This is a genomic window from Shewanella sp. ULN5 (assembly GCF_030731885.1).
GTDB lineage: Bacteria > Pseudomonadota > Gammaproteobacteria > Enterobacterales > Shewanellaceae > Shewanella > Shewanella holmiensis.
Window position 1 is genome coordinate 1 of the sequence record NZ_JAPJEE010000007.1, and the last position, 25,971, is coordinate 25,971.

At 41.3% G+C, this 25,971-nt stretch carries 17 protein-coding genes and 1 pseudogene; 11 read left to right on the plus strand and 7 right to left on the minus strand.

Annotation, left to right across the window (positions count from 1 at the left end; all coding sequences use genetic code 11):
* From ORI98_RS08460 to ORI98_RS08470, 3 genes and pseudogenes are all read left to right on the plus strand, one after another.
* Positions 1-120, plus strand: a pseudogene (locus ORI98_RS08460) (transposase); the annotation flags it as partial.
* Between the two features lie 374 nt (positions 121-494).
* Positions 495-752, plus strand: a complete 258-nt coding sequence (locus ORI98_RS08465) for a type II toxin-antitoxin system Phd/YefM family antitoxin (protein ID WP_306134931.1) — start codon at positions 495-497, stop codon at positions 750-752.
* On the plus strand, positions 749-1,039 hold the full coding sequence (locus ORI98_RS08470) for a type II toxin-antitoxin system RelE/ParE family toxin (RefSeq protein WP_261298251.1): 291 nt from the start codon (positions 749-751) through the stop codon (positions 1,037-1,039). The genes ORI98_RS08465 and ORI98_RS08470 overlap by 4 nt, the downstream gene beginning before the upstream one ends.
* Before the next feature lie 481 nt (positions 1,040-1,520).
* Here ORI98_RS08470 and ORI98_RS08475 read toward each other — a convergent pair whose 3' ends face one another.
* The gene (locus tag ORI98_RS08475; protein ID WP_306134932.1) at positions 1,521-2,162 is read right to left on the minus strand and encodes a TetR/AcrR family transcriptional regulator; all 642 of its coding nucleotides are present in this window, start codon (positions 2,160-2,162) and stop codon (positions 1,521-1,523) included.
* A 118-nt stretch (positions 2,163-2,280) separates the two neighbouring features.
* Between ORI98_RS08475 and ORI98_RS08480 the strand changes: the two genes are divergently transcribed.
* Positions 2,281-3,147 carry a LysR family transcriptional regulator gene (locus ORI98_RS08480; protein ID WP_306134933.1) on the plus strand — a complete coding sequence of 289 codons (867 nt, stop codon included), beginning with the start codon at positions 2,281-2,283 and terminating at the stop codon, positions 3,145-3,147.
* Positions 3,148-3,341: 194 nt separating this feature from the next.
* Here ORI98_RS08480 and ORI98_RS08485 read toward each other — a convergent pair whose 3' ends face one another.
* The 4 genes from ORI98_RS08485 to sppA form a co-directional block, all read right to left on the minus strand.
* Positions 3,342-3,695, minus strand: coding sequence for a cytochrome c3 family protein (locus ORI98_RS08485; RefSeq protein WP_261298132.1), 354 nt, complete (start codon positions 3,693-3,695; stop codon positions 3,342-3,344).
* Positions 3,696-3,723: 28 nt separating this feature from the next.
* Positions 3,724-5,244 carry a flavocytochrome c gene (locus ORI98_RS08490; RefSeq protein WP_306134934.1) on the minus strand — a complete coding sequence of 507 codons (1,521 nt, stop codon included), beginning with the start codon at positions 5,242-5,244 and terminating at the stop codon, positions 3,724-3,726.
* Positions 5,245-5,554: 310 nt separating this feature from the next.
* Complete coding sequence (ansA, locus tag ORI98_RS08495) at positions 5,555-6,568, minus strand: asparaginase (RefSeq protein WP_306134935.1); 1,014 nt, start codon at positions 6,566-6,568, stop codon at positions 5,555-5,557.
* Positions 6,569-6,684: 116 nt separating this feature from the next.
* Positions 6,685-8,529 (minus strand): signal peptide peptidase SppA, encoded by a 1,845-nt coding sequence (gene sppA / locus ORI98_RS08500; RefSeq protein WP_306134936.1) that lies wholly within the window; start codon positions 8,527-8,529, stop codon positions 6,685-6,687.
* Between the two features lie 163 nt (positions 8,530-8,692).
* On the opposite strand from sppA, the gene ORI98_RS08505 reads away from it, so the two are divergent.
* From ORI98_RS08505 to ORI98_RS08535, 7 genes are all read left to right on the plus strand, one after another.
* Positions 8,693-10,708 carry an FAD-dependent oxidoreductase gene (locus tag ORI98_RS08505; protein WP_306134937.1) on the plus strand — a complete coding sequence of 672 codons (2,016 nt, stop codon included), beginning with the start codon at positions 8,693-8,695 and terminating at the stop codon, positions 10,706-10,708.
* A 432-nt stretch (positions 10,709-11,140) separates the two neighbouring features.
* Complete coding sequence (gene malQ / locus ORI98_RS08510; RefSeq protein ID WP_306134938.1) at positions 11,141-13,471, plus strand: 4-alpha-glucanotransferase; 2,331 nt, start codon at positions 11,141-11,143, stop codon at positions 13,469-13,471.
* 36 nt (positions 13,472-13,507) lie between these two features.
* Entirely contained in the window at positions 13,508-15,790 is a 2,283-nt protein-coding gene (glgB, locus tag ORI98_RS08515; RefSeq protein ID WP_306134939.1) for a 1,4-alpha-glucan branching protein GlgB, read from the plus strand.
* A gap of 53 nt (positions 15,791-15,843) precedes the next feature.
* The gene (gene glgX, locus ORI98_RS08520) at positions 15,844-18,012 is read left to right on the plus strand and encodes a glycogen debranching protein GlgX (RefSeq protein ID WP_371931142.1); all 2,169 of its coding nucleotides are present in this window, start codon (positions 15,844-15,846) and stop codon (positions 18,010-18,012) included.
* The gene (locus tag ORI98_RS08525; RefSeq protein ID WP_306134940.1) at positions 17,999-20,509 is read left to right on the plus strand and encodes a glycogen/starch/alpha-glucan phosphorylase; all 2,511 of its coding nucleotides are present in this window, start codon (positions 17,999-18,001) and stop codon (positions 20,507-20,509) included. Before glgX ends, ORI98_RS08525 begins: the two co-directional genes overlap by 14 nt.
* Before the next feature lie 100 nt (positions 20,510-20,609).
* Positions 20,610-21,875: a glucose-1-phosphate adenylyltransferase gene (gene glgC, locus ORI98_RS08530; RefSeq protein ID WP_261298139.1), complete on the plus strand. Its 1,266-nt coding sequence runs from the start codon at positions 20,610-20,612 to the stop codon at positions 21,873-21,875.
* Between the two features lie 9 nt (positions 21,876-21,884).
* Positions 21,885-23,564, plus strand: a complete 1,680-nt coding sequence (locus ORI98_RS08535) for a glycogen synthase (protein ID WP_306134941.1) — start codon at positions 21,885-21,887, stop codon at positions 23,562-23,564.
* A gap of 138 nt (positions 23,565-23,702) precedes the next feature.
* On the opposite strand, the gene ORI98_RS08540 is transcribed toward ORI98_RS08535, so the two are convergent.
* Together ORI98_RS08540 and yfbR are read right to left on the minus strand one after the other, a co-directional pair.
* Positions 23,703-25,115: a TonB-dependent receptor gene (locus tag ORI98_RS08540; RefSeq protein WP_306134942.1), complete on the minus strand. Its 1,413-nt coding sequence runs from the start codon at positions 25,113-25,115 to the stop codon at positions 23,703-23,705.
* A gap of 171 nt (positions 25,116-25,286) precedes the next feature.
* Positions 25,287-25,889, minus strand: a complete 603-nt coding sequence (yfbR, locus tag ORI98_RS08545) for a 5'-deoxynucleotidase (RefSeq protein ID WP_261298142.1) — start codon at positions 25,887-25,889, stop codon at positions 25,287-25,289.
* Between the last annotated feature and the right edge of the window lie 82 nt (positions 25,890-25,971).

The window sequence follows — 25,971 nt, forward strand, 5'->3', positions numbered from 1 at the left end:
TTTGGCGCATTATTCAAAGGTGCAGTAGGGGCTTTACCTGCATTAACTGACTATTGTGAGCATTTAGACCGAAAACGACGACAAGGAGCTGCCAACTGTCAGCGTTGGTTGTGCGCCTAACCGTGCTTAAAAGTTAACTTTTCTCCAAATAGCGTTTCCAACATATACTTGATTGATATCAAGTTTTTTTGCTGCATTAAATTCACTAGATGATTAATCAACGACTAATGTAGCGCTAATTTTCAGCTATATCGATTCAAATAATTGGATTGAGTACCAAGAAAAGAACTGTCGCAAAAGAAATCAAAACGATTTATGTAATTTTCTTAAAATGGATGGCTATGTTTTATTAGTTAGCCTAGAAGATACGCCTTACTATCACTGTTGTTGGACCTTCTGGGCTTCGCCCTTCGGCCCATGTGGCTGGCGTTAGTAGTATTCCTAAATTGGATTGGAGTGCTACTATAGTGGCACTTTTTATATCGGATATAACCATGAGAGTAGAATTAGTCACAACACTAAAGCGACAAGCTACTAAGATCTTGTCAGAGCTTTATTCTTCTAAAGAACCTGTGCTGATCACTGAGCATGGACAACCATCGGCTTATCTTGTTGATGTGGACGATTTTGAGTTTATGCAGAAGCGCATGGCAATTGTTGAGGCTCTTGCTAAAGGTGAACAAGCAATTAGTCGTGGTGAAATAGTCTCTAATATTGAAGCTAAAAAGAAAATGAATAAATGGCTTAAATAGTATGGACAATCCCAGCACTAGATGATTTAAATGACATAGCTGAATATATTTCGATAAGTAATATGCTTGCGGCTAAGAAATTGGTTAAAAAGATATTTGATAAAGTAGATAGGCTTGAAGCCTTTCCTGAGTCATGTAAGAAACCAATAGAACTGAGCAATCTTAATTATCTTGAAGTTGTAGTTAACCCTTGTCGTATTTTTTATAAAATAGAAGCTGAAAATGTTTATATTTTACATGTTATGAGACAAGAAAGGGACTTACGTAAATATCTGTTAAGTAATTAAATATACTGCAATAAACATGGTCACCCATTCTAGCTGTCATCTTCAGGCTCTGGCACGTAGATAGCAGTCAGATCTTTCGATTTTAATAATTTAGCCAGTTTAAGTCAGGGCAATCGCATGAGTGTTCATTAATTAGCCATATCACTAAATTAGCTTTACAAATATTGAATGGAGTATTTATGTCGAATAAAGTGGATTTATCAAATTGGTTATTACTTTTAGTTTGCGCACTCGCCGCAATATCAGGTGTTGTTCAGGTAAGCTATTTATTAGGCTTTTCTCTTTATTCTAATGAATTTAATTTAAACTCAATTAGCATCTTACAAGTTTGCATCATTAGTATTGGTGTTTGGGGGTGCTCTGAGTTTTTCAGAACTATTAAAAAAATACACTCGGCGCAAAGTTAAGTTAACGAATAAGGGTAGGCCGCGCGCAGTCGCGTCCTTATTCCAAGTGTCCTCTCGATTATAAAGCATAAGTGTCAATGTTCAGTTTGAGATTGCTTGGCAATCCAATGGGTAAAAACACTTTCTGTTGGAATGCGTTTGGAAGAATGGCCCATAAGTTGGGTTAGGGCATAACTAAATTGATAGTAGAGTTTAGGATCATCAAATCGTTTGCGACTGTCATCAATATTAATTAATGCACCACGTAAGTAATTGATCACTAGATCTAGTCGATCAAAACCGGCAACATGACCAATTTGCTGCATAGTGTCAGCATTCCATTGATAAGCTTGTGCTTTAAGTTCTAAATAGCGCTGGCGATATATGTCACTGCAATTATTAAGCAGGGTTTCATTGGGTAGTACTCTTTCCATGACGAAATCTTGTTCAGATAATATTACGTAGAGACGTTGGCAGTGGTGAAAAATAAATCGTTGATAAGGATCAGGATAATTTTTATCGTCAGCTTTTGCTTGTGCAAGCCATTGTTCAAATTGCGCACAGCCAACGGCAACAATTAAGTCTGCTTCACTGGTAAAATGATTATAAATTGTCCCTTTAGATATCTGGCTAGCTTGCACTAAATGCGAGCGACATAAATTAAACGTTTTATGGCCTTTTAAGCATCTTAACGAGACTTTGACTAAATAATCACCGCGTTGCTCCCAACTACTCATTTTCGCTCCTGTAAATGACTTGGATTTTTAATCACGCTTCACAATCACACTTTAACAAGCTTTTGTGGCTATCGATAATGAGTAATACTGTTAGCACTATGAACTTTTATGATAACCAATGTTAAAAATAGAATTATTTGAAAGCTTCATTGCGGTAGCAGAGTGTGGCAACTTATCAAAAGCAGCTGACAGAATTTGTCGGACGCAATCAGCTTTAAGTTTGCAAATCAAAAAGCTGGAGGAGAGTGTCGGCCAACCTTTATTGTTAAGAGACAATAAAGGCGTAACATTAACTGACTCCGGAAAAACCCTGCTTAACTATGCCTATAAAATGCTTCAACTTAGTTCACAGGCGTTAGATGAAATAAAAGACTGTCAGAATAGAGAGATCATTCGATTAGGCGTTCCCACTGATTATATTAAGTGCTATTTAAGCAGTTGTTTGTTGGAGTTTATTCGCGAGTTTACTTGTATTGAATTGGTGATTGATACCGACGTTAGCGGTAATTTATATAAACGCTTACAGCAAGGCGAGTTTGATCTCATTGTGGCAACCCATTGGTTATTACCGTCACAAGGTGAACTGTTGTTTGAGCGTAAATTTCACTGGGTTTGCGCTAAAGATGGCAACGCGCATTTAAGAGATACCATTCCGATGGCTTTATACCCTGAAAACTGTCCGATCCGGGCACAGGTTTTTGCGAATCATCAAATGTCTATGCGGCCGATCAATGTGTTACTTTCAACACCGTCACCCCATGCCTTGTGCATGGCGGTTGAAAATGATTTGGCGATTGCGCCAATTGCAGAATTTAGAATTACACCAAACATGACTATTTTAGATGCCACTGAACACAATTTACCGCCATTGCCTACATTTAATGAATCTCTCTATCTCAACCCTGATACCCAAACAGAGGCTACCGCGCAATTGATTGCGTTAATTAAATCCAATGTGGTTGAGCTGGCGAGATCTGGTTCATAAGGTTGATTTAAGCCGAGTTTTGTTTACTTCCCATTCAAATACTTTCTCATCAGATAAATATATGGCATCGATAGATAGCTGATAACACTCAATATTGTTTGTTTAAAGTAGTTTAACAACATAAAAAGCCGCATTAATTTCTTAATGCGGCCACCTCAAAATGAGGTAACAAGGTGAAGCGAATGGATTAACGACTACTCTTTGTGTTTGTCATATTTAAAGGTATGACAGTTACTGCAGAGCGGCTTTTTAGTTTCATGTTCGCTATGGCATTCTTGGCAAGGTAGCTCTTTACCATAATGGAGGTTATTGTGTGGGTTTTGCCACTTGTCTTCTTCACTTCTAGCCGTTTGTTCGGCTAAATCGTCTACATCATGGCATTGTAAACAGGCTTGATCTGATGGGAATTGCTTTATGCCATTATCGTGGCATGATTTACAATTCTTGCCGATCACATCTTTATGGTAATCTCTAATTTCAACAGCTTGTAAGGATAAACTGGCTAAACTTAACATCCCCAGCGCAAGCATAATTTTTAATGTTTTCATCAATAATTCCTCTTGTTAATTTGCGCGGCTAAGCTTTCATCATGCTACGTGCTGCGGTCATACCCATCACCATACATTCTGGGATTGAACAACTTCCTAAACGACTGACTCCGTGAATACCACCACACACTTCACCCGCTGCATACAAACCTTGAATTGGCTCGCCACTAAAACTGTCTTTGACTTCTGCATTGGTATTGACCATTACGCCGCCTTGGCAGTAGTGAACTTTTGGCCATAAACGCACAACAGTGAAGGGTGCTTTGATATATTTATCAGTTGCTTTAGTCATGTTTTTACCAAACTGGGTGTCTTTGCCCGTTTTCACATAACCGTTATATTCTTCTATCTGTGCTTTTAGCGGTGCTAAAGGTACATTGAAATGTTTGGCTAACTCTTCAATGGTTTCAAATTTCCAGCCCACATTATATTTAATCACTTTGGCAGTATTCGGATGCTGTTTAGAGTCCTGATAACTCGTGATTAAAATAGGCGGTAACGGATTACCTTGTTCATCGCGACATGCCAGTTCTGCATCAGCACGGGTTTTTCTGTCGGCAATTTCATCCATGAAGCGTTTACCTGTTAAACGGTTAATCGCGATTGAATGTGGGAAGTTGTAAATGGAATAGTTAGACACATAACCAAATCCGCCTTCATCAGGCGATGCCCAAGGGCCTGATTGAATGTGAGCAAGGTGAACGGGGATTGCACCTAGTCTGAACATTTCAAACATACCTTCACCGGTAGCACCTGGCGCGTTAGTACAGCCTACTTCAGCGTTTAGGGTTGGGTCTTGTGCCATACGTAGATTAACATTTTGTGCAAAGCCGCCAGTGGCCATAATCACACCGCGTAGCGCACGAATATTGATCACTTTGCCTGGTTGGTCTTCGCCAAAGTGGTAGTTTTCACGCATCTTAATGCCTAACACTTCGCCTTTATTGCCCACTAGAAACCCTTCAAACTTTGCACGATTATGGGTCTTAACACCGAGTTCACGGCATTTTTTTAGTAATGGCTGGGTTATTCCTGCACCACAACTTACCGTTGTTTGGTAAGTACGTGCGACTGAATGACCACCCAGTTGTTGTAGGTAAGGGTGGTATTCTGAGCCCGCATCTAATGTCATTTGCAATGCTTCCATTGCATGTGATGCAACATGGCGAAGTAATGCTTCATCGGCAATTCCGCGGCCCGAGGCAAGCTGGTCTGCCACCATACGCTCAACTGAATCTTCAATACCTTCTTTTTTCTGCATTGGCGTAACCGGTGCAGCAAATAGTCCACCATTAATGGCTGAGTTACCGCCAAAATAAGACATTTTTTCGAATACTTGAACGTCTTTTGCGCCAAGCTTTTTGGCTTCAATTGCTGCTGCAAGTCCGGCAAAACCAGAACCAATAATGACAATTTCAACTTCCTTGTCCCATTTTATGCCGTCAGCTTTTTCAGAAATTGCCATAGCAGGTGCAACCATTGCTGCGCCAGCTGCAACACCTAACCCCGTGATAAATTTACGGCGTCCTAACAGATCTACTTTATTCATAGGTCATCACCCTTTAGTTTTAATTGACCTGTGTATCTTAAAGATGGAATGGATTCCAAAATGAGAGTAAATGTTAATTTTATGGTTTGTAGGTTAGTTGATTGTCACTAATCAATTGTAGGTAGCATTTCTGCAGCAGTGTGTTAACAAGCAAGTGTTTTGGAAGGGGTTCCAAATCTTGATTAACAGCATAGTGAGGGGATTAATGATTGTTTTTGAGTTGCAATAAATTGATGCTTAAATTAAAGCTCGTCAAATGACGAGCTTTTTAATGGAATGTTCGAATCCGATTTAAGCCGTAAGGTATTAATTAGTCGACAGATAACTCGCCAATAAGATTCAGTTGCATCGACTTTTTAATGGCTTCTGGTGTTAAATTTTTTGATAGCAAATAGTGTAATTTTGCTAAGGCCGCTTCTATGGTCATGTCCATGCCACTTATCACTCCGGCTTTTGCCAGTGAGTTGCCGGTAGCATATCCGCCCATATTGACCTTACCTTGGAAGCATTGGGTTAGGTTAACGAGAACAATTCCACGTTCATCCGCTTGTTTTAAAGCTTGTAATAACTGTGGATCTTGTGGCGCATTACCCACACCGAATGTTAATAAAATGAGCGCTTTTACCGGCTGTTGCAGCATGTTTTCAAAAATTTGGGTAGAAATGCCAGGGTATAAAGTGACCACCCCAATAGGTTGTGGTTTGATTTTTACAACCTCTAATGGGTAATTGGTTGGTTCAGATACCTTGCCCGCTTTAATGTTAATTTTGATCCCTGCTTCAAGTAGCAAAGGGAAGTTGGGCGAAGCGAAAGCATCAAAGCCATCAGCATGGGCTTTGGTCGAACGATTGCCCCTGAACAATTTGTTGTTAAAGAATAAACTGACTTCAGCAACGGGGTAATTAGCCGCAATATATAATGAGTTTAATAAATTAATTTGACCATCAGAACGCAGCTGCGCCAGCGGAATTTGTGAACCGGTTACGATGACAGGTTTTGATAACCCTTGCAGCATGAAAGACAGTGCTGAGGCGGTATAGGCCATGGTGTCTGTACCGTGCAAGATAACAAAACCATCGTACTTTTCGTAATTCGCCTTAATGTCGTCAGCAATTAATTGCCAATCGGTTGGGGCCATATTTGATGAGTCTATTAACGGACAATATTCATGGATGATAAAGCTGGGCATCTCTTCATGATAAAACTCTGGCATCGACTGAACGCAATCAGTTAAGAAACCTGAAACAGGGGCAAAACCGTTAGCCGTTTTTTGCATGCCTATGGTACCGCCAGTGTAGGCGACGTATATTGCGCGTTTTGTCATTATGTTACTCATGAATTTTACGAATTGTGTAAATTATACGAGTTATATTGATTAATCGATATAAAAAAGCCTGCAATGCAGGCTTTTTTTATTGAATGTTTATTTAATTGCTAGATTTAGAAATCGCACTGCTCACAATATAAGTACATTCCCTGTGGATCATCAAACTTGGCAAAGTCTTCTATTACTTCACTCCACTGCATTAACATGCTTTCAAGAATTGATGATTTATGTACAGATTGTGGAATATACGCAGCAGAAGCACCAACAAGTTGTTGAATGAATTGCTGCTCGGTAGTGAGTTCCTGTTCAATTAACTTAGTATCAAATTGATCCATTTCCGCTAACTCAGCCGCTTTGGCAATGGCTTGCTTCATATCACCAATTTCATCAACAAGCCCCAACTCAAGTGCCCGAGTGCCGGTCCAAACACGCCCCTGAGCGATGCTGTCTACTTGTTCAATTGTCATATTTCGCTCGGTGGCAACAAGTGAGATAAACTCATGATAACCACGCTCAATATGACGTTGAATAACGGCTTTTACATTAGGGTTTAAACTACGGGCTGGCGATAACCCTGCCCAGTCAGATGTGGCTACACCATCAGAGTTCACCCCTAAATGGGTGAGGGCGTCTTCAAATGTTGCGAACATGCCAAATATGCCAATTGATCCAGTTAATGTGGTTGGTGTTGCATATATATAATCTGCACTGGCTGAGATCCAATATCCACCTGAAGCGGCTAAGCTGCCCATACTGACAACAACAGGTTTGCCTGCATTTTTAAGTGCTAATACTTCCTGACGAATTTGTTCAGAGGCAAATGCACTACCACCAGGGCTATCTACTCGTAAAACGACGGCTTTAACTTTGTCATTCAAACGCGCTTTGCGTAAAAATTCTGAAGTGGTATCACCACCAATTTGACCTGCAGGTTGGGCACCATTAAGAATATTGCCTTTTGCGACAACTATACCGACTGAGTCTTTTTCAACAAACTGCGGTAAAGGGGCGGTCAGCGACAGATAATCATTAAAGCTAATTTGACGGAAAGAGTCGCCATCTTTATTGGCTCCAACCTGTTCTATCATGGCTAGTCGGAATTGTTCAGCAGAAACTAACTCATCGACCCAATGCATATTCATTGCCATTTGAGCACTGTCGCCTTCGGCTTTATCTAACTGTACTAAATAGGTATCGGTATCTAGCACTAACTGATCTGGACTAATGCCGCGGTTTTTGGCAACAATGCTTGAATAACTGGCCCAAATATCAGCCAAAAGCTGGTTGCTTGCTTGTTTGTCGGCGTCTGACATGTCATCACGAATAAAAGGTTCAACAGCAGACTTGAAGGTGCCGACACGAAACACGTGGGTGTTAATTTTCAGTTTTTCTAATGCAGACTTATAAAATAAACGGTAACGGCTTAATCCGTCTAAACTGACCATACCTTTAGTGTTTAAAAATACCGTATCGGCGTAACTGGCTAAAAAATACTGATTTTGGCTGTAACCATTTTCCATGGCAACAACCTGTTTACCTGCGGCTTTAAACTCGTTCAAAGCGTTGCCGATATCGGTCATTTTGCTGACACCTGCAGAACGTAAATTACTTAAATTCAGAACGATGGTTGAAATTCGCGTATCTTGAGTGGCATTTTGAATCACATAAAGGATGTCCGCTAACAGTATTTCAGCATCGGGATTGTCATTATTACTTTGAGACAAAATCGCTTCAAATGGATCGACGAAGCGTTTTTGGTCAACAATATTACCCGAAAGGTCTAGCACGAGTGCTGTTTGATTATCGAGGACAATTTCTTCATCTGATGTGGCTATGGCAATAATGATTATTGCTAATACAGTGAAAAAAATGAAATTAATGATCAACTTACGTGTGGTGTTAATAATATTCCACAGTAAGGTGAATAATCTTTGTAAAAACGGGGGTTTAGCGGACATTAGCCACTCCTTTAACATTCTAATAATGTCATCCTAACTGAAAATGCAAAGAAATGGTAAATTGAATTGTAAACGATTTTGACAATCTACTCGTTCAGTGATTGAGCTTTTAGAAAGTTAAGGTTATGCTGGTTTCAATCACTTGTTTAAAAAGGATGTTTGAATGTCGTTTCCACACTTACTAGAACCTTTAGATCTAGGCTTCACACAGTTGAAAAACCGTGTGTTAATGGGCTCAATGCACACTGGCTTAGAAGAAGAAAAAGGCGGATTTGAGAAACTGGCAGCGTTTTATAAAGAGCGAGCTGCAGGCGGAGTCGGTTTAATTGTTACCGGTGGTATCGCACCGAATATGCGCGGGCGTCTAGCGCCACATGCATGCCAATTAAGTTTTCCGTGGCAAGTCAGTAAACATAAAATCGTTACCGATGCAGTGCATGATGCTGGCGGTAAAATCTGTATGCAAATTTTGCATGCTGGCCGTTATAGTTACCATCCATTTAGCTTAGCTCCAAGTAAAATTAAATCACCTATCACGCCTTTTACCCCTTCAGCTATGTCTGCAAGGCAAGTCAACAATACCATCAAGGATTATGCCAGCAGTGCAAATTTAGCCCGTAAAGCGGGTTATGACGGCGTAGAAGTGATGGGATCTGAAGGCTATCTTATTAATCAATTTATCAGTTCGCGCACGAATAAGCGTACCGACGAATGGGGCGGAAGTTATCAAAATAGAGTGAAGTTTCCGTTAGCGATTGTAAAAGCTATTCGTGACAAAGTGGGTAAAGACTTCATTATTGTTTTTCGTTTATCTATGTTGGATTTGGTCGATAATGGCTCAACATGGGATGAGGTGGTTGAATTAGCTAAATCGTTAGAAGCCGCTGGCGTGAGTATTATCAATACTGGGATTGGTTGGCATGAAGCGCGCGTTCCGACGATTGCTACCAGTGTACCAAGAGGCGCGTTTGCCTGGGTAACTGAAAGACTTAAAGCGGAAGTTAACGTGCCTTTAGTGGCAACTAACCGTATTAACACCCCTGAAATTGCTGAGCACATCATTGCCTCTGGTCAAGCTGATATGGTGTCTATGGCGCGTCCATTCTTAGCCGATGCTGAATTTGTTAATAAAGCTGCGGCTAATCAAAGTGAATTAATTAATACCTGTATTGGCTGTAATCAGGCGTGTCTCGATCATACGTTTTCAATGAAGCGTGCTACCTGTTTAGTTAATCCGCGAGCCTGTTACGAAACAGAGATTAATTTTGTTCCTACTACCCATAAAAAGCGCATTGCAGTAATGGGCGCTGGACCTGCTGGTATGGCGTTTTCAGTTTATGCAGCAACACGTGGTCATGAGGTGGTGTTATTTGAAGCTAAAAGTGAAGTGGGTGGCCAATTTAACCTTGCACGTAAAATTCCAGGTAAAGAAGAGTTCAATGAAACCATTCGATACTTTACTAATCAAATTAAGCTTCATAAGGTTGATTTACGCTTAAATACTAAGTTAGATGCCGCAGTGTTAGCGCAAGAAAAATTTGATGAGGTGGTCATTTCTTCAGGTGTTGTGCCGCGCGATCTTAAATTAGCGGGTTTTGATGATCCACGAGTGTTGAATTATCAACAAGTGTTAAATCGTGAAGTTGAAATTGGCCAGAAAGTCGCATTAATCGGCGCCGGCGGTATTGGCTTCGATATGGCACATTTTTTATGTGAAAATGAATCCTCAACTTTGCAGCCTGATAAGTGGTTAAAGCAATGGGGCATAGATAAACAATATCAGCAAGCCGGCGGTCTGACCGATGAAGCTGAGCATCATCCAAGCCGCGAAATTTATTTGTTGCAACGCAAAACCTCAAAAATGGGTAAAGGCTTAGGTAAAACCACGGGCTGGATCCACCGCTCTGTTCTGAAACAGCATCAGGTTAATATGCTCACTGGTGTGAGCTATGAGAAGTTTGACTCACAAGGGCTACACATTAAAGTGGGTGAGGAATCGCAAGTCCTTGCTGTTGATAATGTTGTGTTGTGTGCAGGGCAAGAATCCAATCGCACCTTAGTGGATGAAATGAAGGCAACGGGTTTACCTGTGCACTTAATTGGTGGTGTTGATGTTGCTGCTGAGTTAGATGCCAAAAGGGCTATCAGACAGGGTGCAGAACTGGCGATGTCTATTTAAGCATCATCAGTTGAATATAAGCGGCTTAGTGTTTTAAACCTTGTTTATTCATCTCTTAACCAACTTGAGATTTATATATCTAAAGTAAGCTAAGTTAATGGAAGCTAAATACCGCCTGACATACCAATGTTAGGCGGTTTTTTTATTTCGCTTTTCGTCGATATTCTAATGTTGTTTGCAGAGTCAAGACTCAAGACTCAAGACTCAAGGGTCAAGACTTAAGTGCCATGCCCGATTATTGCGCACTTACTGCTTCAAAATTGTGCAAATATTCAATGATGAAAAAGTTGAGTGTTCAAGTAATCACCTATCATAAATCTATAAGTTATTGTAACAAATCAAATATATTGTCTTATAACTGTCATTGATCTGTCTTCTTATTGTTATTTAATGCTGGCATGGTAACTGCTCTGATTATGGAGAGTGGTTGGCATGGAGACAAATATGGGGCTGGAGAAGTTACTGTATCTACAAGGTGTAGGGGCGGAATATATTGACTGTTATGGTCAACACGCCCATATCGCGCCAAGCGATAGATTAGGTATTTTAGCCTCTATGCTGGCTAAACCTTATGAAAATGCTGATCCAGTCCCCCCCGTTGATTCAACTCTCTCATTGGATATCGATGAGTCGGTTATCACTGATAAAACACACGATCTTGATGTTGCTCCTTGGTTATCATTATTACCTTCATTCCAATTTTGTTATTTATCTAGTCCGGTCATCATAATATATCTAGCAGAACAGTTAACTGAAATTGGCTTCACACTGAAATTTGAAGATGGCGTCGAGTTATCATCTGGTAAGACGGTGTTTGAGTGGCGATCTCATACCAAGGACTTACAGATTATCGGCGATTATCGCCACAACAATATCCGTTACTGTCGCTATCAAGTTTCCTTAATGGATTACATTAGTGAGACATTACCATTAGGTTATCACAGGCTCACTGCCGTCAATGTTACTCACACTGATGCTGTTAGTGAGCTTGATTCAGCGTCTGGCACCTTAATGATTGCACCTGATACGTGTTTTCAAGGCGCTATTGCCAATAACACTCAAGACCCAATCAAATCCACTATTGATATTATAAAGCCTGCCAATACCAAGCTATGGGGAATAAGCATTCAGCTTTATAGCTTAAAAAGTTCACATAACCCCACAGATGGAATAGGTGACTTCAAAGCGTTAAAACAACTCATAGAATTTAGTGCTGAACAGGGGGCCGATTTCGTCATGCTAAATCCACTGCATGCACTGGATATCGCCAATGCTGACAACTGCAGTCCATATAGCCCTAGTGATAGACGTCGTCTTAATCCCTTGTATATCAATATTGATGAGGTCCCCGAGGCTAAAGTGAATAGTATAAATACTGATAGTCTTGGTGTAGAGGTGAATTTAAATCACATTAAATTAATTAGTTACAAAAGGGTTTTTGACTATAAATATAAAATATTTATTAAGTTGTATGAATTATTTTGTTCGCAGCAGGTGTCTTCGACTACACGATATGCGTTATTTACCGCGTTTAAAAAACAACAAGGCAGTTCGTTAGCTGCTTTTTGCAAAGACCAAATTGCCCATGCACCAGAATGGCTATCTATGCCTGCCGATTTTTACGCCTATTTACAATTTATCGCGGTTGAGCAACTTAGAGCCTGCCAACAATATTGTTTGTCCTTAGGAATGAAAATCGGCCTAATTGGCGATTTAGCTATCGGTGCTATATTGCAGGGCAACGAGGTTCAAAGCCACGTTGAGCAGTTTTGTACTCATGCCAGCATCGGCGCGCCTGCAGACAGGTTTTCACCCTCTGGTCAAAACTGGGGTTTAACACCGCTTGACCCAATCAAACTTAAACAACATAACTTTAGCCATTTCATTGATCTAATGCGCACCAATATGCAGTTTTACGGGGCCTTAAGAATCGATCATGTTATGGGGTTACTGCGATTGTGGTGGTGGCCGCTCAATAAATCCTTAGGCAATGGAGCCTATGTTTATTATCCATTAGACACTTTACTGGCAATCGTCTGCTTAGAAAGCCAACGCGCTAAATGCATTGTCATTGGTGAAGATTTAGGGATAGTCCCGCCTGAAATCAGTACAGCAATGCAGCAACGTCACTTGTTATCCAATCAATTGTTTTATTTTAGCCAAAATCAACATGGCTTTATTGCTCCGCAGCAACATAAGACTCACAGTTTGATGATGCTGGCTAACCACGATGTTGCGCCTCTAAAAGGGTGGTGGCAGGGCGACGATTTACATATCAGAGATCGTCTTGCGTTATACCCAAATTCACAACAATACCAAGATGAGCAACGGCAGCGAGAAAAAGAGAGGTATCAATTACTGCAATGGATTGATGTGGGTTTAAAAACACTGTCGGATTCGGATGTTGCCTTAGCTTCAGAATTTAATAACTTAAGTGCCAAAATCACTAGCCTAATTGCCAACAGCGTGGATAACGGTTTAGCTTTAGGGGCATTGGATAACTTGGCTTTTGATCAACTGCTAGATGCCTGGTTAATGGTCGCAGCCATAAGTGAATCGAGTCTGTTTTGCGTACAACTGAGCGATTTGATGGCTGATAAACACAGCATCAATATTCCTGGAACGTGGAAATCATTTCCGAATTGGCAACGACGCTTAACCACAACAATCGATCACTTAAAACAAGATAAAAAAATGCGTCAGCGATGCCAGTTAATTGCTGCAGTGCGCCGGCAAACATCTTGTTTGAAAAAAGATTTTTAACCAGAGCGACAACAAAATCATTTTATGGAAGCCAATATGATGACCACGAATGCCCCTAATATTAATGCAGCAATAGCCGAAGCGATCAGTCATGGACAATATATTGATATTTTTTCTGTACTAGGAATGCACCGTCAAGCTGATTCAAATGCCTTAGTGGTGAGTTGTTTTTTGCCACAAGCTTTAAATGTGGATGTTATTGATTTAAAGACGAATCGGAAGGTTGCAAGTTTAGAAAACCTCCACCCAAATGGTTTTTACTCCGCCATTATACCTAGACGTAAAAAGCCGTTTATTTATGTACTTCGGGTGACTTATCCGTTAAGCGTTGAAGATATCATTGATCCCTATCAATTTTGTTCCTTGTTAGACGATAAGGATGTGTATTTATTCAATGAAGGTAATCAGTTTAGTGCCTATCAATTTCAAGGCGCTAACTGGAAAAATCATCAGGGCATTGACGGAGTACATTTTTGTGTATGGGCGCCCAATGCCAAGCAGGTTTCGCTAGTGGGGGATATGAACCATTGGGATACACATCGACATATACTTCGTCGTCATCCCGCTAGTGGTTTGTGGGATATTTTCATTGCTGATGTAGAGCCTCACATGCACTACAAATTCAATATTGAATTAACCAATGGTCATCGCATTGAAAAGTCCGACCCTTATGCTCGCATGATGCAGGCTGCGCCGGGTAACGCCTCTGTTGTGCCTGAAAAAGGGCATTATCAATGGCAAGACCAACAGTGGTTAAGCCAGCGCCAGCACAAAAGAGATACCTTAGCCAGTCAAAGTCATCAACAACCTATGTCAATTTATGAGGTGCAATTAGCCTCATGGCGACGCAAAGGGGATTCAGGACAGGATTACTATGATTATCAACAACTCATCGATGAACTGATCCCCTATGTAATAGAAATGGGATTTACCCATTTACAGTTAATGCCAATCAGTGAATATCCATTCGATGGCTCATGGGGTTATCAGCCTGTAGGACTGTTTGCGCCGACTTATCGCTTTGGTCAGCCTAACGGGCTTAAAGCCTTTATTGATGAGTGTCATCAACAAGGGTTGGCGGTGCTGTTAGATTGGGTGCCTGCACATTTTCCGAAAGATCCCCATGGTTTAGCGCATTTTGACGGTACCTGCTTATATGAACATGCGGATCCTCGTTTGGGGGAACATCCTGACTGGGATACGCTGATTTTTAACTATGGCCGAGCTGAAGTTCAAAGCTTTTTACTCAGTAATGCCCATTACTGGTTAAGCGAGTTTCACTTTGATGGCTTAAGACTCGATGCGGTTTCTTCGATGCTGTATTTAGATTATTCCCGCGCCGATGACCAATGGTTGCCTAATGAATTTGGTGGTCGTGAAAACTTAGCGGCTATTGCCTTTCTCAAACGCTTAAACACCCTGATGTACGCAGCATTTCCGGGTATCGATATGATAGCTGAAGAATCGACAGCCTGGGGCGGTGTTACCCAAAGTACTGAGCATCATGGCTTGGGTTTTGGTTATAAATGGAATATGGGCTGGATGAATGACACCTTAAGTTATCTTCGTCGCGATCCATTATATCGTCGATACCATCATAACGAGCTGACCTTTGGACTGGTTTACGCTTTCACCGAGCAGTTTATTTTGTCACTAAGCCATGATGAAGTGGTGCATGGTAAAGGTGCTTTAATCGCCAAAATTCCAGGTGATGATTGGCAGAAATTTGCAACTTTGCGCGCCTATTTCGGATTCATGTGGGCGCATCCGGGTAAAAAACTGATCTTTATGGGCAGTGAATTCGCTCAGCGTAATGAGTGGAATCATAATCAAAGTTTAGATTGGCACTTACTTGAATATTTACCACATCAGGGCATTCAAGATTGGGTGCGTGATTTGAACCACTTCTATCAAGCAACTCCTGCTTTGTTTGCTTTAGACCATCAGCACACTGGTTTTAGTTGGTTAGATTGTCATAACGATGCCAATAGTGTGTTGGTGTTTGCCCGATTTGCACAAGCGGTAGATCAACACGTGGTGGTTGTAGTGAATATGACACCTCAGGTTCAGCACGGATTTCGTATTGGTTTACCTCATGATGTTATCTATGAAGAGGCATTAAACAGCGATAAAGCCTGCTATAACGGCGCTAATGTCGTTAATGAAAACCCTATTATCCCTCAAGAACTGGCATGGCAAGGTCAGCCGTTTAGCGCGCTCATTACTGTGCCGCCATTGGCTTGTGTGTTCTTGACGCCAATAGAAGCTAAGGTGGACTTACAGGCGGACATTGACTTGAGCAATGACTTGTCAAAATAGGATGTCCCAACAAAGGTAAGTACGTGGCTTTGACAACAAAGGACTCAATGGCGATGAATACACCCAAAAATGGACCTCAACCAATAGGTACTGCCAGCATAATCAGCTTGAGTGCTGGCAAACCTTATCCGCTTGGTTCAACGATGACTCAGCATGGTGTCAATTTCTCATTATTTTCTGCCAATGCCACTAAGGTGGTGTTATGTGTGTTCGACCCTGAAACGCATGTCGAAGTCGCGCAATATATATTAACGCATAAAACCCATCATATCTGGCATGGTGAATTAGTGGGGGCACAGGCGGGATTAGTTTATGGATATCGAGTATTTGGCCCTTATCAGCCTGAATTAGGCCATAGATTCAATCATCATAAATTGGCCATTGATCCCTATTCTAAACAACTGGTGGGTGAGCTGAAATATGATAATGCTATCTATGCCTATGATATTGGTGATGTAAACGCTGATTTGTCATTTTGCACCAAAGACAATGCACCCTATGTACCAAAATCTGTGGTAGTGGATACGCAAGCTATTGCCAAGATAAAGATTGCACCGATAAAGCGCGAGCTTAACCACAGCATTGTATATGAAACCCATGTGAAAGGTTTTACTCAATTACATCCTGAATTGCGTGAGCTAAGCCGCGGTAAATTTGCGGGGCTAGGCAGCGTTGAGGTGATTGATTACCTCAGCCAACTCGGGGTAACAGCAATAGAATTACTGCCCGTTCATGCTTTTGTTGATGAACCTTTCTTGATAGAGAAAAAGCTGACCAATTACTGGGGCTACAACACAGTAGGATTTTTTGCTCCCCATCCGCACTATCTCAGCTCAGATGATATTAGTGAGTTTCGTCAAATGGTATCAAGTCTGCATCAGGCAGGTATCGAAGTGATCTTAGATGTGGTTTATAACCATACCGCTGAGGGCAATCATCTTGGCCCAAGTTATCACTTCAGAAGTATCGACAATGCCAGCTATTACCGGCTGATGCCTAATGACGCCCGATTTTACATTAATGATACGGGTTGCGGTAACACCCTCAATATAAATCATCCACAAGTGCTGATGTTGGTAATGGACTCATTACGTTATTGGGTAGAAGTGATGGGGGTAGATGGTTTTAGATTTGATCTGGCCAGTTGCTTGGGCCGTGAACACTATGGTTTTGATCCCGGTAGCGGATTTTTTGATGCCCTGATGCAAGACCCTGTGTTGTGTCAGGTGAAATTAATTGCTGAGCCTTGGGATATTGGTCCTGGTGGTTACCAATTAGGCAATTACCCCGTGGTGTTTAGTGAGTGGAATGATCGATATAGAGACACTATGCGTCGGTTTTGGCGTGGTGACGATGCCATGTTATCAGAGTTTGCTAAACGATTTCATGGTTCCAGCGACGTATTTGAACATAATGGCCGTGGCCCTTCTGCCAGTATTAACTTCATTACCAGCCATGATGGCTACTCCTTACATGATTTAGTGACATATCAAGCTAAACATAATGAAGTTAATGGCGAAGAGAATCGCGATGGACATCAAGAAAACTTCAGTTGCCATTATGGCATTGAAGGTGAAACCGATAATGAAGCGATAAACACGGTTAGATTAAGACAAAAACGCAATTTTCTGGCGACGTTATTATTGTCCCATGGCGTACCTATGCTGTTGGCGGGTGATGAAGCAGGGCATAGCCAGCAGGGTAACAATAATGCGTATTGCCAAGATACTCCTGAGAATTGGTTTAACTGGCAAAAAATTGATTGGGATCTAGTTGATTTTACCCGCCAGCTTATCAAGCTACGCAAACAATTTCCGTTGTTATGTCATAAGCAATTTATCCACCAACCTCAAGCATTATTTGATAACGGCATAGCTTGGTTCAATAAGTTAGGCGAGCCGATGACCAAAGTCTTGTGGGGGGAATACCACTGCAAAACCTTAAGTGTGATTGTCACTGGTAACTTACTTGAGAACGACATCGGTGCAGTGCCAGAAAATACTCAGGCCTTATTACTGCTATTCAATGCCGATGATACTCAGCACACATTCAGTTTGCCTAAGTTAACGCATTTTCAAGCATGGGCGTGCCTTTTGCACACACAAGACAATACCGATGGACAATCGAATGTGATTAACCCAGATGGTCAATACCGTTTACAGTCCCGCAGTTTAATGATTTTTCATTGCAATTTTCAAGGAGTTGAACATGACAGTCACTAAAAGTGCTCGTTCAAAGAAGCCCGTTAAACCAACACCACAACAAAGTGAGCATGTTCATACCACTAAGGTTCCCTGTGAGCCCTGCTACACCTTATCAGCAGGTGTAGCACGCCAAATTCGCTATGGATTGTGTCATAACGAGCAGGCAAATTCGGCAATATTTGATGCCTTAGCATTTGGGGTTAAAGAGCAAATGCTAGACCAATGGCGAAATACGCGCCTTAAAGATAATCAATTTGAACAAAAACAAGTGGCTTACTTGTCGTTAGAGTTTTTAATGGGCCGCGCCTTAGGCAATGCGTTATTGAATTTAGACTTAACTCAAGACACTAAAGCGCTGCTAACTGAATATGCGGTGGATTTAGAAACAATTGAAGAATGTGAACATGATGCTGGTTTAGGTAATGGCGGCTTAGGACGTTTAGCGGCGTGTTTCCTTGATAGTTGTGCCAGCTTAGATTTAGCGGTTACGGGTTATGGTATTCGATATCAATATGGCATGTTTGCCCAGAAAATTGTCAATGGCTACCAGGTAGAAAAGCCCGATCGCTGGCTTCGTCAGGGGAATCCCTGGGAAGTAAGAATGCCGCACCGTATAGTTTCCGTACCATTTTTTGGCCATTGCACCAGTTATCAAGACAAAGCGGGTCACACTCAACATGTTTGGCAGGATTGTCAGCATGTATTAGCCGTGCCCTATGATATGCCCGTTCCTGGATACCGTAATGGGCGCATCAATACATTGCGGTTATGGAAAGCAGAGGCCAATGATGACTTTGATCTCGCCGAGTTTAATGACGGTGATTATGCTGAAGCGGTAGCAGATAAAAACCTTGCTGAACAAATTACCATGGTGCTGTACCCCAACGATGCCAGCGAGAATGGCAAAGAATTGCGCTTACGTCAGCAATACTTTTTAAGCTCGGCAAGCTTACAAGATTTACTTGCACGCTATGTGGCTGTTTATGGTGATAATTTTAGCCAGTTTAGCGCTATGAATGCAATTCAACTTAATGATACGCATCCCAGTATTGCGGTGCCGGAATTAATGCGCTTGCTAATGGATGTTTATGGTTTAGGTTGGGATAACGCTTGGCAAATTACCTCCCAATGTATGGCTTATACCAATCACACATTATTGCCAGAGGCACTTGAGCGTTGGCCAGTATCGTTAATGCAGCATATGTTGCCGCGCATTATGCAGATTATATATGAAATCAACGCTCGATTTCTGGAGCAAGTAGCCCACAAATGGCCTGGTGATAGTAATAAGTTAGCTGCAATGTCAATTATTGAAGAGGGCCAACAGCAACAGGTGAGAATGGCCTATCTGGCCATTGTTGGGAGTTTTTCGGTCAATGGCGTGGCAGGGTTGCATACTCAACTACTCAAAGCAGGGTTGTTTAATCATTTCTACCAGTTATGGCCACATAAGTTTAATAACCGTACTAATGGGGTCACCCCAAGACGCTGGCTAGTCAATTGTAATCCGCGGTTAACTGAACTGATAACCCGTCATTTAGGTAACGAGTGGATCCATGATTTATCGCACTTAACCGCGTTGAATGCTTTTACTGCTGATAAAGCCTTTGTAAAAAAATGGGCAGAAGTAAAACAAGCTAATAAGCAAGTGCTAGCGGATTTTGTGTTCGAACAAAGTGGCGTTCGTTTTGAGCCGAACATGATGTTTGATGTGCAAGTTAAACGCATTCATGAATACAAACGTCAATTGCTGAATGTGATGCATGTTATTCATTTATATCAACGGATTCTCAATGGTGATACCGCAAACATGGCTCCTCGCTGTGTATTAATCGGCGGCAAAGCTGCGCCAGGTTACGCCATGGCGAAACAAATCATCAAATTAATCAACAACGTTGCACACATGGTCAATAACGATCCGTTAGTCACGCCTTATCTTCGTTTGGCTTTTTTACCCAATTACAACGTCAGCGCGATGGAAAAAATCTGTCCTGGTACCGATTTATCTGAACAAATTTCAACAGCGGGCAAAGAAGCCTCTGGCACTGGCAATATGAAATTCATGATGAACGGTGCACTCACAATAGGGACGTTAGATGGTGCCAACGTAGAAATGATAGAGGAAGTGGGTAAAGAACATTTCTTCTTATTTGGCTTAACCACCGCTGAAGTTCAGCAACTAAAAGCTTCGTACAACCCACAAACCTACATCGACAAATCACCTGCATTACAAGGAGTGTTGAATATGCTGCGCGGGGGACATTTTAACCTCGTTGAGCCCGGTATTTTCGACAACATCATTGATGCGATTTGTGATCCAAACGACCAGTGGATGCTTGCAGCGGACTTTGATGATTATTGTCGCGCCCAGGCAGAGGTATCCGCGCTTTATGCCAAACCAACCCAATGGCAGAAAACCAGTATTCGCAATACTGCGGCAAGTGGTCGATTTTCAAGTGATAAGACAATTGAAGGGTATCAACAACATATCTGGCTTAAGGAGTCGTTCGATTAAGCCACAACCAGTAAAACTAATGATGGCCAGCAAGATGGACATTGCATAACACAGGGACGTAAGCACCCGATTTAACCATGATTTTCACGGAGTGAGTAGTATGAATAAAAGTGTTCGTTATATTAGTAATTTAACGCGTGATACTTATGCGATCATTTTAGCTGGTGGCCGGGGATCTCGTTTACATGAGTTAACCGATTGGCGTGCAAAACCGGCGTTATATTTTGGCGGTAAATTTAGGATTATTGATTTTCCGTTGTCGAATTGTATTAACTCAGGCATTAGACGAGTGGGAGTGGTGACGCAATACAAATCGCACTCATTGATCCGTCATGTCACCCGAGGCTGGGGTCATTTTAAAAAGGAATTAGGCGAATCGGTTGAGATATTACCCGCATCACAGCAAACCTCGGGTAACTGGTATGAAGGTACTGCCGATGCGGTTTTTCAAAATATTGACATTATTCGCCATGAAATACCAAAGTACGTGATGATCTTATCGGGCGATCATGTTTATCGAATGGACTATGCGGGTTTATTAGCTGAACATTCTGAATCTAATGCAGATATGACAGTGTGCTGTTTAGAAGTGCCTTTAGAAGAAGCGGCAGGTGCTTTTGGGGTGATGGAGGTTGATGAAAATAATCGTATTATTGGATTTGAAGAAAAACCTCTGCATCCCAAACCTATTCCAGGCAAACCTGACAAATGTTTAGCCTCTATGGGTAACTATGTATTCAACACTAAGTTCTTATTCGACCAATTAAAAAAAGATGCTGTTAGTGAAGGTTCAGAACGTGATTTTGGCAAAGACATTATCCCTAAAATCATTAAAGAACATAATGTTTATGCGTTCCCATTTGTGAGTGCAATTGAAGATGAACCCGCATATTGGCGTGATGTAGGGACGTTGGATTCATTTTTTCAAGCCAACATGGAGCTATTATCGCCAACGCCGGCATTGAATCTTTATGATGCTAAGTGGCCTATCTGGACCTATCAGGAACAATTACCACCGGCGAAATTTGTGTTTGATGATGAAGACCGTCGCGGCATGGCGGTTGATTCGATTGTATCGGGTGGCTGTATTATTTCAGGCGCCAAGGTTAAACGCAGTGTGTTATTTGATGAAGTGCGCATTTGTTCATATTCCTTAGTGAAGGATTCGGTGTTGTTACCAGATGTCGTGGTGCTAAAAAACTGCAAAATCAAAAATGCGATACTGGATCGCGGCTGTATCATTCCTGAGGGTATGGAGATTGGTTACAACCATGAACATGATAAAGCTCGAGGTTTCAGGGTGTCCGAAAAAGGCATTACCTTAGTGACCCGTAAAATGCTTGGCCTTGCTGTTGGCTACGAATAAGGATTGTTGATGAAAAAAGTGTTACTTGTTGCCGCAGAAAACGATGCACTGATTAACGCCAAAGTCGGGGGGATGGGGGATGTTATTCGCGATCTTCCCGTGGCATTAAATACTTGTGCAGTTTCTGCTGATGTGGCAATGCCAGAATACGGTTTTTTAAAAGACTTTTACGCAGCAACAAAGACGGCAGAAGTCGACGTCTCCTATGGAAATAGTACTGAGACAGTCATTATTTATAAAATGTTACGGCCAGAATCAAAACACGCTGTAATTCCCGCAGATCCCTTGATAGCTGACAGTAATACAACGGCAAATCAGCAACAAAATTGGGTGTATTTGTTTGCGCACCCATTGTTCAATCAAGATGATGGCAGTATATACACTCAGGGAAGCGCAGATAGGCCTTTTGCCGATGATGCCAATAAATTCGCCTTGTTCAGTTTAGCGGTTGCGCAGGCTTTATTAGAACGCAAACTGGGTGATTATCAGGTGATGCACTTACACGACTGGCATAGTGCGATGATAGCCATGTTAAGGGCGGTGGTGACAGAGTTTGCCCCGTTAAAAACCATAAAGTGTGTTTTTACGATCCACAATCTTGCCTTACAAGGCATTAGACCCTTTTCTGGGGAGAAATCGTCTTTCTGCCATTGGTTTGCACGATGGTTTTCGGTTGATTCGCTTCATCAAAATCAATGGTTATCAAAAGCCATACTGGATCCGCGTTACAGTAGCTGCGTTAACCCCATGCGCATGGGCATAGTATTGAGTGATACGGTACATGTAGTGTCGCCCACCTATGCCAAAGAAATATTACAACAATCAGAACCACAAAAAGGTTTTGTTGGCGGAGAGGGCTTAGAGCAAGACTTGCAACACAAAGCGGATCAACATCAGCTGGTGGGGATTATCAATGGCTGCAGTTACGCTGAGAATAGCCATGCTAATGACAAAGCCATTCAGGTAAAACAAAGACTGTCTTTGCTCAATAAAGCCCAAGATGCCTTGATTAAATGGCAGGCACATAAGGCCTCTGTCAGTAGTGCTGATTTTATTGCCAGTCAAAGGTTGCAGCAAAACTTAATAAAATTGTCAGCGGCACGTAAAACGGCCAATGCCAGTTTACTGATCACCTCCGTTGGACGCTTAACCTCGCAAAAAGTGATGTTGTTTTTGCAAAAATTGACCAATGGTAAATCGGCATTATCACAAATACTGAGTGATTTGTATTCGCATAATCCAGAAGCCATGATGATCATTTTGGGCAGTGGCGATGAGTTCTTATCGAATCAAATTAAAACTATTGCAGCTCAACATACTAATTGCCTTTTCTTAAATGGTTATGATGAAGCCCTGTCAGATGACTTATATCAGCAAGGTGACTTGTTTTTAATGCCCAGCAGTTTTGAGCCCTGCGGAATAAGCCAAATGTTGGCAATGAAGCACGGACAGCCCTGTTTAGTGCATGCTGTGGGGGGCTTAAAGGATACTGTGTTACATCAGCAAAATGGCTGGGTATTTGATGGTATTGATGCTGCAGAGCAAGCGAAGCACTTTGTTGAGCAGTTTAAGGATTGTCTAGAATGTGATACTGAGACCTTGGCTAATATTAAGCTTGCTGCATACCAAGCGCGTTTCGATTGGGCTAATGTAGCACTAAGCTACAATGAGCAACTGTACAGTGAATAGGCAGTATTGATTTGACCCAAAATGCAAAAAAGGCCATTTACCCTAAGTAAATGGCCTTTCGCTATCCAATTTCATGAGATTAATTTGTTTGAAGCCTAATTAGTCAGAAAGTGCTAATCAGTTACGCTACATTGATTGTTAACCACGATAGCCAAATAATTTGTGTTTGATAATCTCATCAACAACACTGTCAGGTAACGCTTGCTGCCATTCATCCGAGCCGCGAGCAAGCTGCTTAAGGATTTCACGAGAATAAATACTGAATAGTTCAATATTGCTGGTTTCAATGCCTTTAATGAAATCGTTTTCGACAAGATGGCGATACAAGTAGCGTAGGTTTGAAGGTACAGTCACATTAGATAAGTCGTTTAATACACCTTTATCATCAAGTTCTGGGTATACAAACAAACGGGTATTATCAGGGAATAGTTTACCAAAACCTTCCAAAATACCGCCCTCAAGACCGCGATAAAACTCAACATCAAAAATTTGCTTAATGTTGATCATCCCGACAACGATTCCAATTTGGTGATTGGTGAATTGACGGAAATAGGCGCGTAATGAAAAGTAACGGGTATAATCCGACACTAACACGTTATAACCGAGCAAATTCAGTAAGCGGACTCGCTCAAGAATGTCTTTTTCAGACATGTTGGCATCATGTCCTTGTAAATCATTTAAGGAGATTTCTGCGATTAAAATAGTGTTATCAACATCAACACCTTCTAATTCAGAAAACGCCTTTTGACCTTGCTCTATCATATCAACATTTAACTTGGTGACAGGTTTAAATGATCCACGAATGGTAAGGACGTTTTTCTTGTACAGCATTTCTGCCGGTACACCAATACTGCCATCGGGTTTAAACATCACCGCGCGGGTTTTCCAACTGCGAATTAAATGAATGTTTTTAGCTTTATTATCGATATCTTCAAAATAGGGACCCTGAAACTCAATCGAGTCAATCTCAATACGATTGGCTTTCATGTTATCGGTTAGCGAATCGATTAATTTTTTAGGATCTTCAAAATAATAATAGCTGCCATAAATTAAATTCACACCAAGAATTCCCAGTGCATGCTGCTGTGCTTCTGCATTATCATCAAACATGCGGACATGAACCACAATATTTGAAGGCTCTGCACCTGGATACATTTGTACTCTAACGCCACACCAAGCATGACATTCATTGTCACGATTAAAGCTTTTAGCGGCAACAGTGGCAGCATAACTAAAGTATCGTGATGAGCGAGAGCGTACATCGGCAACTCGTTCTACCACTAAGTCATATTCTTGCTCCATCATGGCAAGTACACGGCCTTTACTCACATAACGGCCATTTTGTTGTACGCCATAAATTGCATCGGAAAACTTCATGTCATAAGCTGACATAGTTTTAGCAATCGTCCCAGCGGCGGCACCTGCTACGAAAAAATTACGCGCCACTTCCTGGCCTGCACCAATTTCTACAATCGTGCCGTATTTTTTGTCGTCCAAATTAAGTCTAAGGGCTTTTTCTTTGGTACTGCGAGAGCTCACTTGCTTGTCCATATTACTTCCGATCTGAATTATAAATTAGCTGGCTAATCATAGTGTAAATAACAAGTTTTTTAAATGCCTTGAATACGTGTTCACTAAATTAAACCAAGATAAAAAACAATATACTGCAATTGTAATCGGTGTTTCTACTAAGGAGTTAAAAGGGTGAGTACGGATTGCTTATTAATACTTCACTTCACTTAATTTATCTAAGGTTGTCGTACAGCTATCGAGGAAAATATCGATAAAGCATTTTACTTCCGGCATGCTTGCTTCAAGTTCTGCCAATTTGCGATCTAGATTTTGTTTTACATGTTCAAATTCATTGTTATTAAATCTGAGCTCATTTTTAGTTTTGACGTAGGCTTGTAAGATATCAGCCGCTTTTACAATGGCTTTATATTCAGGATCAACCTCAGCTTGCACAATCAATGGCTCCATTGCTGCGCGTAAGTCTTCTGGTAGGGTGGCTAGGCATTCTTTTTCGGCTAAATCTTCTAGTTGCTTAAATGCTTTGGTGAATTCTGGATTATGGTATTTTGTATTTGAGTTGATGTCCTGTAATTTGGTTTCTGATACTTCATGGTAAAGTGCTAAAGTCGCAGCTTTTTCAGGATTTAGTGTGCCACCAAAGCGTGTGTTTTTAATTACTACCAATAAATGCGCAATAACGGCAACTTGATGACAATGCTCTGAAACATTTTCTTCTTGAAAACAGTGCATCAATGCCCATCTCTTTAACAATGGCAAACGAGTTATCCATGCCATAAAGGTACTTTGTTTCATTGTTTTCCTTATCAATTATTACGGTAGGATAAGTTATCATACCTGATGAAACAAAAATGGGCTGAATCAATCAGCCCATTTT

What these genes read in the sequence shown, in the direction of transcription:
- ORI98_RS08465 (WP_306134931.1), top strand. Translation starts at nt 495, where the DNA reads ATGAGAGTAGAATTAGTCACAACACTAAAGCGACAAGCTACTAAGATC.
- ORI98_RS08475 (WP_306134932.1), bottom strand. Translation starts at nt 2,162, where the DNA reads ATGAGTAGTTGGGAGCAACGCGGTGATTATTTAGTCAAAGTCTCGTTA.
- ORI98_RS08480 (WP_306134933.1), top strand. Translation starts at nt 2,281, where the DNA reads ATGTTAAAAATAGAATTATTTGAAAGCTTCATTGCGGTAGCAGAGTGT.
- ORI98_RS08485 (WP_261298132.1), bottom strand. Translation starts at nt 3,695, where the DNA reads ATGAAAACATTAAAAATTATGCTTGCGCTGGGGATGTTAAGTTTAGCC.
- ORI98_RS08490 (WP_306134934.1), bottom strand. Translation starts at nt 5,244, where the DNA reads ATGAATAAAGTAGATCTGTTAGGACGCCGTAAATTTATCACGGGGTTA.
- ansA (WP_306134935.1), bottom strand. Translation starts at nt 6,568, where the DNA reads ATGACAAAACGCGCAATATACGTCGCCTACACTGGCGGTACCATAGGC.
- sppA (WP_306134936.1), bottom strand. Translation starts at nt 8,529, where the DNA reads ATGTCCGCTAAACCCCCGTTTTTACAAAGATTATTCACCTTACTGTGG.
- ORI98_RS08505 (WP_306134937.1), top strand. Translation starts at nt 8,693, where the DNA reads ATGTCGTTTCCACACTTACTAGAACCTTTAGATCTAGGCTTCACACAG.
- malQ (WP_306134938.1), top strand. Translation starts at nt 11,141, where the DNA reads ATGGAGACAAATATGGGGCTGGAGAAGTTACTGTATCTACAAGGTGTA.
- glgB (WP_306134939.1), top strand. Translation starts at nt 13,508, where the DNA reads ATGATGACCACGAATGCCCCTAATATTAATGCAGCAATAGCCGAAGCG.
- glgX (WP_371931142.1), top strand. Translation starts at nt 15,844, where the DNA reads ATGAATACACCCAAAAATGGACCTCAACCAATAGGTACTGCCAGCATA.
- ORI98_RS08525 (WP_306134940.1), top strand. Translation starts at nt 17,999, where the DNA reads ATGACAGTCACTAAAAGTGCTCGTTCAAAGAAGCCCGTTAAACCAACA.
- glgC (WP_261298139.1), top strand. Translation starts at nt 20,610, where the DNA reads ATGAATAAAAGTGTTCGTTATATTAGTAATTTAACGCGTGATACTTAT.
- ORI98_RS08535 (WP_306134941.1), top strand. Translation starts at nt 21,885, where the DNA reads ATGAAAAAAGTGTTACTTGTTGCCGCAGAAAACGATGCACTGATTAAC.
- ORI98_RS08540 (WP_306134942.1), bottom strand. Translation starts at nt 25,115, where the DNA reads ATGGACAAGCAAGTGAGCTCTCGCAGTACCAAAGAAAAAGCCCTTAGA.
- yfbR (WP_261298142.1), bottom strand. Translation starts at nt 25,889, where the DNA reads ATGAAACAAAGTACCTTTATGGCATGGATAACTCGTTTGCCATTGTTA.